Below are 14,661 nucleotides of genomic sequence, written 5' to 3'. Positions count from 1 at the left end.
TTTACTTTTAAAGACATTTTATAAATTCGATTAGTATAAAGAATACGCTTCCATTTCTATCTGATGAGCCTTTATGAAAAGAAGCACCTTCCTTAATACCGTAAGTATCCCCTTTGTATAGTCCATTATATAGAACATTTTAATAATAGTAATTACATTTTGGGGACACTTTTTTGTACTTTGGAGACATCTTTCATTAAGAACTAAACTGAAAAACAATTTTCTTACACTCTTGTACATGAAATAAGTGTAGATTATTTACTAGCATACGTAGTTGTCTTTCTGTCTACGAATAGAGAGCGAAACCGCCCAGGTGATGTTTGCATCGTAGAAGTAAAAACACGGGTGAAATAATGAACACTCATAAACCCCGTTTCTTCAGAAATTTCTTTTAACGATAGATCTGTTTTTTTCAATAATATAGTTGCTTTTTTTATTCGTTCGTCTTGAACATATTTTGAAAAACTTACGCCTAATTCAGATACAAAAATACGAGATAAATGCCTAGAAGATATATGGAGGTGTTTCGCAACCTCTGTAAGTTTTAAAGGGTTTGATAAGTTATCGTTAATATATAATTGCGCCTGAGTAAGGAGTACAGAATACTGTTCAGGAACATTTTTATGGTCACTCTTATTTAAATCAGCAACAAAATCTTGGAGTATTGAAACAATAAGCGAATATGCAATATTCGAAAGTATCTCTTCAAAAAGTACATTTCCGCGCTTGGTCGCTTGAATCAAAAGCGCTTTCCATAATAATACGGTTTCAGTTTCAAATTTATCGTGTAAAATAATTTCCGTACATTGTTTTGCCCTCTCCATAATTCTTATCCAACTCTCATTCGATTCTGATTCGATGAGTTGAAATGCAACATATAATAGAGATAATCCTTTCTCGCTTTTTATTTGATGCAATACTTCTGGCCTAGATATAAAAAGTGTATTTTTTTGAAGCGAATAAGTACAATTATTATCTATATAAGTTCCTTCACCTTCAACTACATAACATACTTCGAAAAAAGAATGTTTGTGTAGATCATTATTATAATGTTTTGGCATAACTCCCCAATAATGAGTTTGAAAAGAAGCACCATTTTGCTTTACCTGTTGAATATAATTATTAAGAGCAGTTTTTCCTGACAAATATTTATTTAAATCCAACAAAACCACTTCCTTTCCAAGTCACCTACTAGATTCAAGGCTTATCAGATAAATTCACACTTTATCATTTAAATTAATTAAATGTAACAAATCTACCTTACTTGACAAATTGCATTAATATTTTTAATATTCATATTAAAAACGGGATATAACTTAGACTATCCAGCAAATCTTAACTATAGCTTTTATTACCCTTAGTTTCATTTTTATACTTAAACTATGTACAACTACTCCATAGTAATCATCGAGCAATTTAAAAAGCAGGGTAACAGAATCTGTATTACTTCCTCCTTTTTATGCCAAAAACAACATGAAAAGAAAGTCCTGATTGGCGATTTTTCAGGAGTGATATTATAATATCTTCTTGAACTATCCTACACTCAGCTTTATACAGTATAGGAACTATATATATAAATATCTACTAAATTGTAACTTAAGAAAAAGCATAAGCTCTTTGTCACTCAACGGGTTTATGCTTTTTTACTTTCTTTAACGAACATTATGTGAACTAGTTTTATCTATAATATACAAGTTATAAAATGTAACTAGTAAAAAAATCAAAAAAACTGAGGGACTTTCCCTCAGTTTTTTTTCAAATGTACAATGAAATCATTTAACTTATCTAGTGTGATTAAATTGTGATTACATTTTTGGCTGTCTTTGCAAATGTAATTCCCTTTAGTTGTATACGTCTCTTTCCCACTTTTCACTTTTGACATAAACAATCCAACTTCTTCAAATCCATTACATAAAGCACATATTCCTTCTACACTGCTCCTAAATGTTCCTTGTATCCCCATTAACTTTCCATTAAAATCAACAATCAGATGTTTTCTCTCTGAGCGAATATCGTACCAACCCAAATAAGAAATCTCCTTCCAATCCATATCTTTAAGGGAAGGAACTTTTATTTTTTTGGATTTAGGAAATAATTTTTTTACTGTTTTTTCTGTTATTTGTTTAAACGGAATAACATAAGCTTTTAGATTCGATAGAAACTTTTCTGCTTGAGTTGTTTCTTCTATTTCAACCAGCTTCTCTAGGATAGTCATCTGGTCCTCGCAAATGTCAGGAAACAAGGTTAATACTTTATCAAGTGAACGGAATTTTAACGCATTAAGAACATCTTTATCTTTAACCGTTGAATGGGCTTGAACGAGATTTTTTGTTTGTACCTTAATAAAGTTATATTGGTCACATCTTATGAAAGGTTCCATATTTATCATAATAGCTTTTTCATTTTTCATTTCTGCCAGCTCCTTATTTTGGTGAAAAATTGAACTTGAATAAGGTGCAAAGCCGATTTATCAGAAATAAGATAAGCTTATTTTCATTGGGCGATTAGTTTAAAGTCCACCCCATGCAAAGTATCGCCTTTCCAATAACAGGCTTTGCATGAGACGCTGCAAACGCTGGTGGATAAATACTCATATTCACCAACTTATATCACCTCCTAAAACATCAATTATTATAACATAAATGTCTGCTATAAGGATCTTTAAAATCAAATAATACCTATATTCACCAAGAGAATAGAGTTTAATTAATGGAGTAGCGATAAAGGATCCTTTAATTCCTAAAATTGGTGTTATGAAAACTAAAGATTTACACACAACATTTTCTAGTCTAACGAAAAAAAAGCTGGTTCATCCCACACCTACTTATGGGCGATGCCCTTTTGTTCCTTGAAGTGAGGTATTCTTGGCGAATATGATAAAAATATAAAAGCCTCTATCCCCTTAGTTACTTGAAGATATAGGCTTTATAATAGATCTTATAAAGTTAACTATTTGGCAATGTATGATTAAGCCCTTTACCAATAAGGTTAGCGGAAACAGGCTCTTTTCCTATTTCTCGAGCCCATATTGATAGTTGTCCAATATGATGGATTTCATGTGCAATCATATGACGTATAACTTCTCCCCAAGCATCAGTAGCTATGCTTCCATCTGGTTGTGGATTATAAAGAATTCGATTTTCTTTTTCAATGTTCCAAGAGCTTATAAATTCCCTTACCTCAGGTTGAAACGCTCGATCTAGCTGGCGAACTTTTTCTAAGCTTTGATACGCTTCAAAACTTTCCTGGAAGTCGGTCTTACCTTGAAGTACCCGAATCCAACTCCATTCTACATCAACGATGTGAAAGAGAGTATGTAGGATTCCCCCGACTCCCCCTGTGCGTTTTCGTAGTAATTCTTCTAGGGGAACACCTTCACACCATTGATACCACTTTTCTCTAATCAACCAATTATAACGAAACATAGTTTGCAATATGATACCTCCATTTTTCTTCTTAGTATTGTAGGTAATTTTTAATACCGGTTAATTATTTCGACAAAGCGTTTATAAATACCTAGGTCACAACACTCTAGAATAAATAAATAAATCTTTCCGAACTTAAACTAAGCAGACCCTTTGTAACGATCTATAGCTCTTAATACTAGAACTCGTAATGAATAAAATATACGAAAAACTACCTTTTAGCTAAAAAAGGTAGTTCTCTCTGCAAACTATGGATCTTACCAACATTTTTAAAAACCTTATACTATGAGCAAAAATAGCTTTATAACAACAATCTTTACTATGTTAATCATCTTTTGTAGAATGAACTTGCCTTAGCATATAAAATTGATTCCTTTAAAAAGAAGCGGATATTATTAAAGGGTGTCATAAGCGGCAAGCCTTTTAATTTTTGTAAGAAAGAAGATCATTTAAATAAGTAGCATTAAAAAAAACGAAATACAGACGCTCTTGTTGGAGTGTCCATATTTCGAATAGGAGTTCAATTGAGTGGATGTTTTTTCGTTCTCTTTACTCTTCTCTTTTTTCTGCTTGCCACCATAGTGCATCTTTTGGATTTTCAACCGCTTCTTGATACTCAGACTTAGAAGCAACGGTTGGGTAAGAACCTTTTAGAGATTTTCCTGAAGTACTTTTGAACAAGAAGGCTATTACTAAAAATCCAATAATACTTACGACTGTTAAATAGAAACCAGGTGCTAAGTTATTCCCTGTTTGGTGAACGAGCCATGTTGCAACTAATGGAGTCGTTCCACCAAATATGGAAACCGAGACATTAAAAGTCACCGATAATGTCCGATATCGAATATCGGTATAAAACATTGTTGGTAACGACCCAGGAACGGTGCCTTCATAAGCGGAAAGCAGAACACCTAGGATGAGAATCCCTAATGAAACGAATACTAAAGCATTCAAGTTTATTAAATAAAACGCGAGGGCAGATAATAAGGTCAATCCGCCTAAACCGATTAAGAAAACCGTTTTGTTTCCAATTTTATCACTGAGTCTCCCAAACATTAAAGTAAGTGGCACCATAATAATCATGATAACAGTAATTAATACAGTTCCTACTGTACTCGATAATCCAATAATTTCATCTAAATAAGAAGGCATGTAAGATAAGAGCATGTAGTTTGTAATATTAAAGAAGGCAACAACTACAAAGCATACCAAAATATCTTTTTTGTGATTTTTTAAAATAGATAAGAAACTTTCTTCTTGGACTTCATCATTAGAAAGTTCATTTTCAAAAATCGGTGATTCCTCTAAACTTTTTCTTAAATACAACCCAATAAGCCCTAAAGGTAAGCCGAGTAGAAACGGTATTCTCCACCCCCATGAGGCCATCTGTTCATCAGATAGAATGATAAAGAGTGCACTGGCGAGTAGTGAAGCTAATATATAACCAGTGAGCGTCCCAATTTCTAATCCACTTCCAAGCATATTACGTTTATTGTCTGGAGAAGATTCGGCAATATAGACCATTGCTCCAGCGTATTCGCCGCCCGTTGAAAAACCTTGAATAATTCTAGCGATTAATAAGAGAATCGGAGCCCATATCCCAATTTGATCATATGTAGGTAATAAACCAATGAGTAATGTTGAAAAAGCCATTAAAATAATTGTAGTTGTTAAAACGACTTTTCTTCCTAATTTATCTCCAATTCTACCGAATATAACACCGCCCAATGGACGCATTAAAAAGGCAATCGCAAATGTGGCAAATGTGAACACTAATTTTAGCTCATCATTCTCAACAGCACTAAAAAAGTTTTGACTAATAATAACAGCTAAATAAGAATATAAGCCAAAATCAAACCACTCCATCGCGTTTCCTACTCCTGTAGCAAACACGCTTTTCTTCGCTTTTTGAATATCTACAACGTTAATTTTTTTCTTGTTAAATTTCATTTCATTATGTCAACTCCATGGTATACAATTATGCAAAAATAAGAATTACAGTCAAACGGGGACAAAACGATTTTTCATGTTTTCTCCAATAATATAGAGAGACTGCCTTTTTCTTTTAGAACTAGAGGTAGCTGTCATATGAGACAAACAGATGTATTTAATAGTATTACAAGTTATAAAAGTTTCTATAACAGTACGCATCGAAACTTTCTGATTTGTTGCTTTAGGAATGGTTCTTCTTATATTTATGATTATTGTGTGACAAAAAGTTCTTAATAATACTGATAAAGTTTTAGAAAGAATGAAGGGAGAAAGAAAAGAAATAGAAAACGGAGCATAAATGGGATTAAACATATAAATTTTATTAAAAAAGCTTTTCAAATTTGGTTTGAAAGACTTTTTTAACCTAGTAAGGCATGTTTTATATCAACCTAAATCAGCAAGTGAAGCATACAATGTATATTTTTATTTCATCAGTATATATAGATAAATACTTCTATTAGATTCGGCATAAACCTAGAGGGCAATTTTTCATCTTCATGTAACGAACGGACCTATACTCATCTCCTTTTCTGTTATGGGTTTCCGAGTTTCTACTCTAATACCATCAGAGCAATAAGCTACAATTGAGCATAAATATATTCAACAACCCCCTTCACGAACATAATATACATTTTTTCACTCATTCAAAAAATACCAGCTATGGCTATAATGAAGGTAATGATGATACCTTGTATTACCTCTTCTTTTCAACATATAATAAATACCCTTATATATCAGAAGATAAACCTCTACATTTCACCACATAACAAACTGATTCTTATTACTGTATTAATGGTGAACAAGTTGCTACATCGCTTTAAGCAAATGAAGAGTTCAAAATAGAACTCTTCATTTGCTTGTGTGTTTTAGCCCCTAAGAGGGATACTATATTTTCGAAATTTAAGGAATTAGATCGTGAAATATTTGACCCCTTTTTGCTTATCATTTTCTAATACAAGGTTATCCTCAGGAAAATAACTTGACTCTCCCCCTAATAAATAGATTACACTCAATTATGAAACGAAATTATAATGAAGAGAAAACTTCTATTTTCGCAAAATCAGGGACATGCCCAAGGCAGTTTTAGCGAATTAAAGGTATAATAAATTTAATGATAAAAAATTTAAGATCAGTTAATGTACATAATGTATCATGATTAAAACCTAAAAACGTCTTGATTGTTGTTTAAGAGATGTCTTTTAAGAACAGTTTTGACCTACTATAACCTTATCATGTGTGTAATTATATAAGATAACTGAACTTTTAATTACTTTAAAGATGGTGATACAAGTATGAAACAATCAAAAAAACAACGGGTCACGTTACAAGAAGTAGCATTACATGCTGGTGTTTCTACTTCAACTGCTTCCCTAGTTGTTCGCAATAATCCTCGCATTTCGGAAGCAACACGAAAAAAGGTTTTAAATTCTATAAATGAATTGGGTTACGTTTACGATAGAGTTGCTGCAAATATGAGATCTAGGAGTTCTGATATTGTTGGCGTGATTGTAACGGATATTTCCAATAGTTTTATTTCGGAATTTTTAATAGGGGTTCAATCTACATTAGAAGCGGTCGGATATACAGTTTTGTTAGGGACTACCTTTGATTCCGTTTCGAAGCAAGACCATTTACTTTCAACCATGATAGAACATAGAGTAGACGGCTTGATTCTTAACCCTGTCTCTAAAAGTTCAGAAAAAACGGTTAGTCAATTGAATAAAATTGAAATACCAAAGGTCCTTGCTAACAGAGAACTTGCTAATGTCAATTCTGATTATGTAGGAATTGATTATACAACAGGAGCTCTTATGGCAGTTAATCATCTGATAGAAAAGGGGCATAAAAGAATTGCTTTTTTAGGAGGAATCAAGCAATCTTCTACTTGGACGGAAAGAATAAGAGGGTTTCATATAGCCCATGATATAGCAGGCTTAAAAGTTGATGAATCCCTTATAATAGATATTGAGCCTAATCGAAAAGGCGGGTTAGAGGCAATATTAAAAGTTCTAGAGAATGACCATCCACCTACAGCTGTTTTTTGCTTTAATGACTTGGTTGCATTTGGTGTCATAAAAGGCTTAGCAATGAATGGTATAATACCGGGCCAAGATATTGATATCGTAGGATTCGATAATATTCCTGAAGCAGAACTTTATCATCCTCCATTAACAACGGTTTCTTCATTTCCACGATCTATAGGTATTAAAGCCGCAAATCTTTTATACAATAGGATGAATAATGAAAGTAGCGAACTTCAACGTCTTATCCTAAAGCCTGAACTTATTATTCGAGAAACTTCAAAAAAATAAATCTAAAAAGAATCCTCTTAGAAAAAACTAAAAAGCCCAATTTCTCAGTATCAAAATTGAGAAATTGGGCTTTTTACGTAACTCTATAAACTTTCAGTGGTTGAATCTCTTATATTGTAGTACTTGATATAAATTTTATTGAATAACTGGAGCGTTAGTTCAATGAATATCTATTCCCATAGTTTTTTCTCCAAGTTTTCCAATAAAGTCATGCATCTTCTTAAAATAAGTTGTTCTTATCACTTAAGAAAAAATCTTTTTCCTGCGAATAGAAATATATAGTGCTAACACAACGCTTAGTACGGCAATCACCATATCAAAAACAAGCGTCATACTGATGCCAATAGAGTCTACAAGAGAACTTGTTATAATTGGAACAAGAATAAATGCTGCACTTCCCGCAATGTTGACGTAAGACGTTGTTGTCCCTTTGTTTTTTCTAAAAAAGTCAGTCATAACTGTTAAGGCCAACTGAAATAGTCCTGCTGTAAATAGACCTAGTAAAAATGTGCAAATCATCACAATAGGGTATGATTTAACAAAGAAAAGGGCCAGCATTGCTACAAAGGCAATAATTGGGTACACAATTAATACCGTAATCGGTTTGATAAACTTGTCTAAAAGGACAGTCAGCAAAAGAACAGAGACAAGCGCACCTATGCTGAAGTAGCTGAGCAGCTGTACAGCTGTATTTTCGCTTAATCCAATAAAACCTTCTCCTAGTTCAGGCAGCCATGTTTGCCAAACAACAAATAATGCAGTTGAGGTAAAACCAATGACGATAATAACTAAACCTTCACGCCACATAGAGGGTTTTCCCCTCATTACTTGCTTTTCAGACGCAAGTTCTGCTTTTTCTTCTGATTTATCATCTCCGGCATTATCCACTTTAGGAAATGGCATAAATATAAGATAAATAGCACTTACTGCATAAAGAATACTTAGGATAAAGAATGACCATCCCCAGAAGATGCCGTTTGCCGATAGAAAAGAAATCAGAAATGGCAAGATAGTTGCACCAACTGATACAAACGCTTTTACAAATACCGATGCCGAGCTTGCGTTTTTCGGAAATGCTTCAATAAGTGCTGGGTATGTGCCAGAATCAAGAAAGGAATTCGCTATTCCTGCTGTAATGGCAAAAGCAAATGCTAAATAGTAGTTAGTTGTGATCGGCATGCCAATTAAAAAGAGTAAGTATAGAAAACCTCCTGCAATGATGATTGGCTTACGCCCGAATTTATCTGAAAGCCTTCCGGCGAAAAAGAGCGCCACCAGCTTCCCTATACCAATTGCAGATACAAGCAAACTAACTTGGGAAACAGAGACATCGTATAGTCTTGATAAATTACCCATATTTGAAGCGATGATGATATTAATCATGCCCAGCATAAAATAATTTAAGTAAAGCCCTATTGATGTTTTCAAATAAGGGTTTTTCATTTTCTTCAACTCTCCTCTCATACTTTTATCATGATTTCCGTATCAAATATTTATTTACTAGAATTAGCTGCTACTGCTGCACGAATACCTAGTAAATAACTTTCTTCACCAAATCCTGAAATTTGGCCAGTTGCAATTTCTGCAAAAACTGACTCGTGACGGAATGCCTCACGTGAATGGATGTTTGACATATGAATTTCTATTACTGGTACTGTTAAAATGGCTAAAGCATCACGAATTGCGTAGCTGTAGTGTGTCCAAGCACCTGCATTTAGCACCACTCCGTCTACACCTGTTAAAAAAGCTTCATGAATTTTTTCAACCATTTCACCTTCATGATTTGTTTGGAATGTTTCTACTTCAATCTTTAACTCTTCTGCTAACTGTGCAATATTGTCATTAATTTCATCTAATGTAATTGTGCCGTATTGTTTAGGATCACGTTTACCAAACATATTATGGTTTACACCGTGTAACATTAAAATTTTAGTCATGGATATCTCTCCTTTTGTTTTTTCCAAAGTCCCTACATTGTTGGAGTAGTTTTTTATTTTTAGTCGTTTCCAAATAAGATTTCTTTTACTTGTCCAATCGGCATATCAACACCTGTAAACAATTTAAATGCTAAAGCACCTTGCCATAACATCATACCTAAACCATTAATTGCTTTCGCACCAGCTTCTTCTGCTTGGGATAGAAGTTTTGATTTTTGAGGATTATAGACTACATCTGTTACGACTAAGTCTTTACGTAGTACATCTAAAGTGTCATCTATAATACTTAAATGATCTAATGGTTTCATTCCAAGGCTTGTACCATTTGCCAAGATAGCACTTTCTGCAATTTCACGGCGAAATGCTTCTTTATCTTCTAATGGAAAGACCGTAGCTTTCACACCGAATTCTTTCATTTCATTGTTAATATAATTTACGTTTTCTTCCGCTTGAACGAAGAACGCATCATTGCGAGCAAAAATACTAATTTCACGGATACCGGATTGTGCTAATTGAATAGCGATTGGTGTTGCAGCACCACCTGAACCAACAAGTGTTACTTTTTGATCTTCCAATTTCACACCGTGTTCGATTAAGTTTCTCACATAACCAAGACCATCTGTGTTATAACCAATTAATTTACCGTCACGATTAACTACCGTATTACTTGCACGCGCATATTTAGCTGAATCATCCAGCTCATCAAGGTAATCTAATACCTTCATTTTGTTTGGCATTGATACGTTAAATCCTGCCACACCTGCAGATTTAAAACCCTTAACTGTTGCTTCTAATTCATCATTACCTACTTCAAATGCAAGATAAGCGTAGTTTAAACCAGTTAATGTATAACCAAGATTGTGCATACGTGGTGAAAGACTATGTCCGATTGGTGTTGCTAGTAACCCTACTAATTTTGTTTTTCCATCAATGTTTTTTTCGTGTACTTTTGTTGTCATGTTGAAACTCTCCTTTAAATATTTTATAAACTTGCTTTTTTTAAAATTAATTAAACTAGGCAAAAATCTTTTTGATTCTACCTAATACAAATACGGCAAGTGCAACACTAATAATTGCGATAACTATGCCGAATATCAATGTCACTGAAATTCCCGCAGAACTTACTAAACCACTTATAATAAGAGGTACAAGGATGAAAGCTAAGCTCGAAGCAATATTTACATACGAAGATGTTATTGCTTTATTCGCAGGGAAAAGCTTCATCATAATGCTTAGAGCTAGTTGTAAAATACCTGATGTGAATAATCCAATCAAAAATGTACTTACTAACACAATGCCTGATGATTTCACCATGAACAGTATAAGCATGGATATAAGAGCACCAATTGGATAAATGATTGCAACCATAATTGGTGAGATAAATTTATCCAATATAATCGCTAATAACAATACGGATACAAGAGCACCGATACTGAAATAAGATAGTAATTGTACCGCTTGATTAGATTCAAGTCCTATAAGTTGGATTCCTAATTGCGGCAACCATGTTTCCCATACAACAATTAATGCTGTTGAAGTGAAGCCTATTAGGATGACGGCTAATCCTTCACCAAGTAACTTTGGCTGTTCTTTAAAGTCTGTTTGAATCGCATCTCCTCCTTTCGTTGAAACTAATCTATGGTCCGGGAACGGCATGAAAATTAAATAAATCCCATTTATTAGATATAATAAGCCCATTCCAAAGAATGCCCATCCCCAGAAGATATGGTTTGCGACTAAAAATGCCATTATAAACGGCAGTAAGGTTGCCCCAATCGCTACAGATGCTTTTACTAACACAGAAGCAGAACTTGCTGTTTTTGGAAATGCTTCTGTTAATGCAGGATATGTTCCTGAGTCAAGTAATGAGTTAGCAATACCGGCTGAAATCGCAAAGACAAAAGCAAGTACATAACTTGTTGTCATAGGTATCCCTACTAGAAATAATAAATAAAGAAAATTGGCTGTAATAATCACTGGTTTGCGACCCCATCCATCTGCAAGATGACCAACAAAAAATAGAGCAATTAATTTACCAATCCCTATAGCTGTTACAAGTAAACTAATTTGTGCAACCGTTACACCGTAGCGTTCCGATAAGTTTTCCATATTTGCTGCAATAATGATGTTGATCATGCCAAGCATGAAGTAGTTTATATACATTCCTAAAGATGATTTGATATAAGGGTTTTTCACTTTTTTCACTCCTATATAAAAACCCTTTATTTAGCAAAGGTTTTAACTCTTGTTTTTCACACATCCTAAGTCACTTTGGTATCAATTTCTTTTTTACATCCTCACCTCTTTCAAAGCTAGTGACCCCAATGACTAAAGCGCTTTCTTTAATACCTTTCTCTTATAATTCACGGGCTTTAAAAATGTATTCACACTACAAGTTGGATGATACAACTTACATTTAAACTATTAGTATATCGTTCTACTAAAAATACTATTTCATTCTTGTTAGCGCTCATTTATGAGACTGAATATATCGACATGCTATAAGATTAGTAGAACGATGTACCTTTGCTAATACCTAAGTATTACAAGTTTGGCATTCCACAAAGAGATACATTTAGTAGAACGATATACTAAATGTAAGAACTGAGTATATCGTTCTACTAAAAATACTATTTCATTCTTACAGTTCCCATTTATAAGACTGAGTATATCAGTATGGTCTAAGGTAAGTAGAACGATGTACCTTTGCCAATACCTAAGTATTACAAGTTTGGCATTCCACAAAGAGATACATTTAGTACAACGATATACTAGATATAAAAAACAACAAACCCACTATACTCCTGAAAATGAAATGTGTCAAGTCTGTGACAAACGGTTTTAATTTAGGGTTGGTAAGCTATTTTACTAATCCACCCTTAAAATCCTAATTCTCCCATAACATTGACGTGAACGTAAAAAAGATTTAGCATTATAATATAAAAACATCAATGTAGTTAGTAATTTATTTTTACTATGTTATTAATAGTAACGCAATTAATTAATTTAATCAAATATTTTTAATTAATTATCCATTATTTATTATTTTAAAATAATTGATTTTCTATACTCTATTTTAAAAACCTAACCTTTCTAATGTTCTATAATAAAGATACTTAAGGAAAAAGATAAAGCGCAAACTCGTTGTTACTCAATGTGTATGTGCTTTTTTATTTCCTTGAAATCAATTAGTATAATCACTTATACAATGTATAACATAGGAACTATACATATAATTAAGATGTAACAGACTTATTAAAGAGGAACATTCGTTCAAAATCAAAAAGGATTTATCCATCAACTGTTTGGATTACTTTCATAAGCTAACTACTTAAAGGAAACTGATTCTCTACGTTTCTAGGTAACAATTTTTACAACAGAACTCTATTTAATATATTAAGGTCCAGGCTTTAAATAAATTTCGCTCATTTATATAGATAGAAATAGTAGTATCATGATAATGTTAGAAAGTATAAAATATTTAAAGCTCCTTGAATTTTATCAGGGAAAAAAGGGAGAAAAGAAAAAGAATGCCATCTCAACATTATAATAAAAAATCAATTGTTATCCTGCTTATGACAGGCACATTTATCGCCATTTTAAATCAGACGCTTATGATAACGGCCATTCCTCCTATTATGGAAGAAATGAATATTAGTGCGAATACAGGACAATGGTTAACAACGGTCTTTATGCTTGTCAGTGGTGTAATGATTCCAGTTAGTGCCTTTCTACTTGAGCGCTTTTCAACAAGACAACTTTTCATTTCTGCTATGAGTACGTTTATTATTGGGACCGTGATTGGAGGGATTGCTCCAAACTTCGAAATCTTACTACTGGGCAGGATCATTCAGTCGATTGGTGCTGGTATTCTATTACCACTGATGCAAACTGTATTTTTATTAATTTTCCCTGTTAATAAGCGAGGAACGGCTATGGGATTAGTTGGCCTAGTAATATCTTTTGCCCCTGCCATTGGGCCAGCACTTTCCGGATGGATAATTGCTAACTATTCTTGGCGCATTTTATTTTTTATCATTTTGCCTATTGCCTTATTAGATGTAATTATAGCCATTATCGCCATGAAAAATGTTACAGAATTGACCTATCCGAAAATTGATATATTCTCTATTATATTATCTTCATTTGGTTTTGGAGGATTGCTTTATGGATTTACCAGTGCAGGTAATAACGGTTGGACAGACGTAGTGACTATTATCACTTTAGGAGTAGGAATGATTAGTCTCTGTCTATTTGTTCTCCGCCAACTGAGAATGAACCACCCTATGCTTGAGTTCCGAGTATTTAAATCTTTTATCTTTACACTGACGACTATCCTTGGAATGATTGGTTTTATGGGGTTGATTGGCGTCGAAACATTAATCCCGCTTTATATGCAAAATATGCGTGATTTTACTGCAATGGAAGCTGGATTAGCCTTATTACCGGGAGCTCTTGTCATGGGCTTTATGTCCCCTATTACTGGCCGTATTTTTGATAAAATCGGGGCTAGGTGGTTAGTCATTACAGGATTAGTTATCATTACTTTCTCAACCTTGGCCTTTTCAAATCTCAATCCCACTACATCGTTTGCATACATAACAATTATGTATTCAGTTCGAATGTTTGGCTTATCTATGGTGATGATGCCAGCTACAACAGCAGGTTTAAATCAACTTCCGAAACGCTTGCTTGCACATGGGGCAGCGATGAGCAATACAATGCGTCAGATTGCTGCATCCATTGGAACGGCTCTTATCGTGACGGTAATGACAACAACAGCACAACATGCTTCACAACAAGCTAAGATCCTAAATCCTTTGATTCATGGTATAAATGTTGCCTTCATCGTTATTACAGTTCTTTCCCTTATTGGAGTGATTTTAGCGTTTTTCATAAAAAAAGTTCACCCTTCAGTAGAAGAAAAATGGAACAAACCGTTAGATGAGAACAAGAAGATAAGTTCTGGTGCAAGCACTTGAAGAAGATATAAAG

At 33.6% G+C, this 14,661-nt stretch carries 10 protein-coding genes; 2 read left to right on the top strand and 8 right to left on the bottom strand.

What is annotated here, in order from left to right:
* Positions 1-254 precede the first annotated feature (254 nt).
* The 4 genes from B9N79_RS06740 to B9N79_RS06725 all read right to left on the bottom strand — a co-directional run bounded on the left by B9N79_RS06740 (position 255) and on the right by B9N79_RS06725 (position 5,375).
* Positions 255-1,163, bottom strand: a complete 909-nt coding sequence (locus tag B9N79_RS06740) for an AraC family transcriptional regulator (protein ID WP_046217625.1) — start codon at positions 1,161-1,163, stop codon at positions 255-257.
* 581 nt (positions 1,164-1,744) lie between these two features.
* Positions 1,745-2,410 carry a FusB/FusC family EF-G-binding protein gene (locus tag B9N79_RS06735; RefSeq protein ID WP_019392614.1) on the bottom strand — a complete coding sequence of 222 codons (666 nt, stop codon included), beginning with the start codon at positions 2,408-2,410 and terminating at the stop codon, positions 1,745-1,747.
* A 535-nt stretch (positions 2,411-2,945) separates the two neighbouring features.
* Positions 2,946-3,434 carry a DinB family protein gene (locus tag B9N79_RS06730; protein WP_040060975.1) on the bottom strand — a complete coding sequence of 163 codons (489 nt, stop codon included), beginning with the start codon at positions 3,432-3,434 and terminating at the stop codon, positions 2,946-2,948.
* A gap of 540 nt (positions 3,435-3,974) precedes the next feature.
* Positions 3,975-5,375, bottom strand: coding sequence for an MFS transporter (locus tag B9N79_RS06725; RefSeq protein ID WP_040060973.1), 1,401 nt, complete (start codon positions 5,373-5,375; stop codon positions 3,975-3,977).
* 1,334 nt (positions 5,376-6,709) lie between these two features.
* Between B9N79_RS06725 and B9N79_RS06720 the strand changes: the two genes are divergently transcribed.
* The gene (locus tag B9N79_RS06720; RefSeq protein WP_046217626.1) at positions 6,710-7,729 is read left to right on the top strand and encodes a LacI family DNA-binding transcriptional regulator; all 1,020 of its coding nucleotides are present in this window, start codon (positions 6,710-6,712) and stop codon (positions 7,727-7,729) included.
* 243 nt (positions 7,730-7,972) lie between these two features.
* Here the strand turns inward: B9N79_RS06720 and B9N79_RS06715 are convergent, their stop codons facing one another.
* The 4 genes from B9N79_RS06715 to B9N79_RS06700 are packed head-to-tail and all read right to left on the bottom strand — an operon-like array spanning position 7,973 to position 11,862.
* Positions 7,973-9,172 (bottom strand): MFS transporter, encoded by a 1,200-nt coding sequence (locus B9N79_RS06715; protein WP_048896827.1) that lies wholly within the window; start codon positions 9,170-9,172, stop codon positions 7,973-7,975.
* A gap of 50 nt (positions 9,173-9,222) precedes the next feature.
* Positions 9,223-9,666: a type II 3-dehydroquinate dehydratase gene (aroQ, locus tag B9N79_RS06710; protein ID WP_040060967.1), complete on the bottom strand. Its 444-nt coding sequence runs from the start codon at positions 9,664-9,666 to the stop codon at positions 9,223-9,225.
* Positions 9,667-9,725: 59 nt separating this feature from the next.
* Positions 9,726-10,625 carry a shikimate dehydrogenase gene (gene aroE / locus B9N79_RS06705; RefSeq protein WP_019392606.1) on the bottom strand — a complete coding sequence of 300 codons (900 nt, stop codon included), beginning with the start codon at positions 10,623-10,625 and terminating at the stop codon, positions 9,726-9,728.
* A 55-nt stretch (positions 10,626-10,680) separates the two neighbouring features.
* On the bottom strand, positions 10,681-11,862 hold the full coding sequence (locus B9N79_RS06700) for an MFS transporter (RefSeq protein WP_019392605.1): 1,182 nt from the start codon (positions 11,860-11,862) through the stop codon (positions 10,681-10,683).
* A gap of 1,334 nt (positions 11,863-13,196) precedes the next feature.
* On the opposite strand from B9N79_RS06700, the gene B9N79_RS06695 reads away from it, so the two are divergent.
* Complete coding sequence (locus tag B9N79_RS06695; protein WP_040060964.1) at positions 13,197-14,648, top strand: MDR family MFS transporter; 1,452 nt, start codon at positions 13,197-13,199, stop codon at positions 14,646-14,648.
* The last annotated feature ends 13 nt before the right edge of the window (positions 14,649-14,661 follow it).

The organism is Priestia filamentosa (genome assembly GCF_900177535.1).
Taxonomy (GTDB): Bacteria; Bacillota; Bacilli; order Bacillales; family Bacillaceae_H; genus Bacillus_I; species Bacillus_I filamentosa.
The sequence above is the reverse complement of the archived record's forward strand: the minus strand, read 5'-3'. Positions and strand labels throughout refer to the sequence as shown.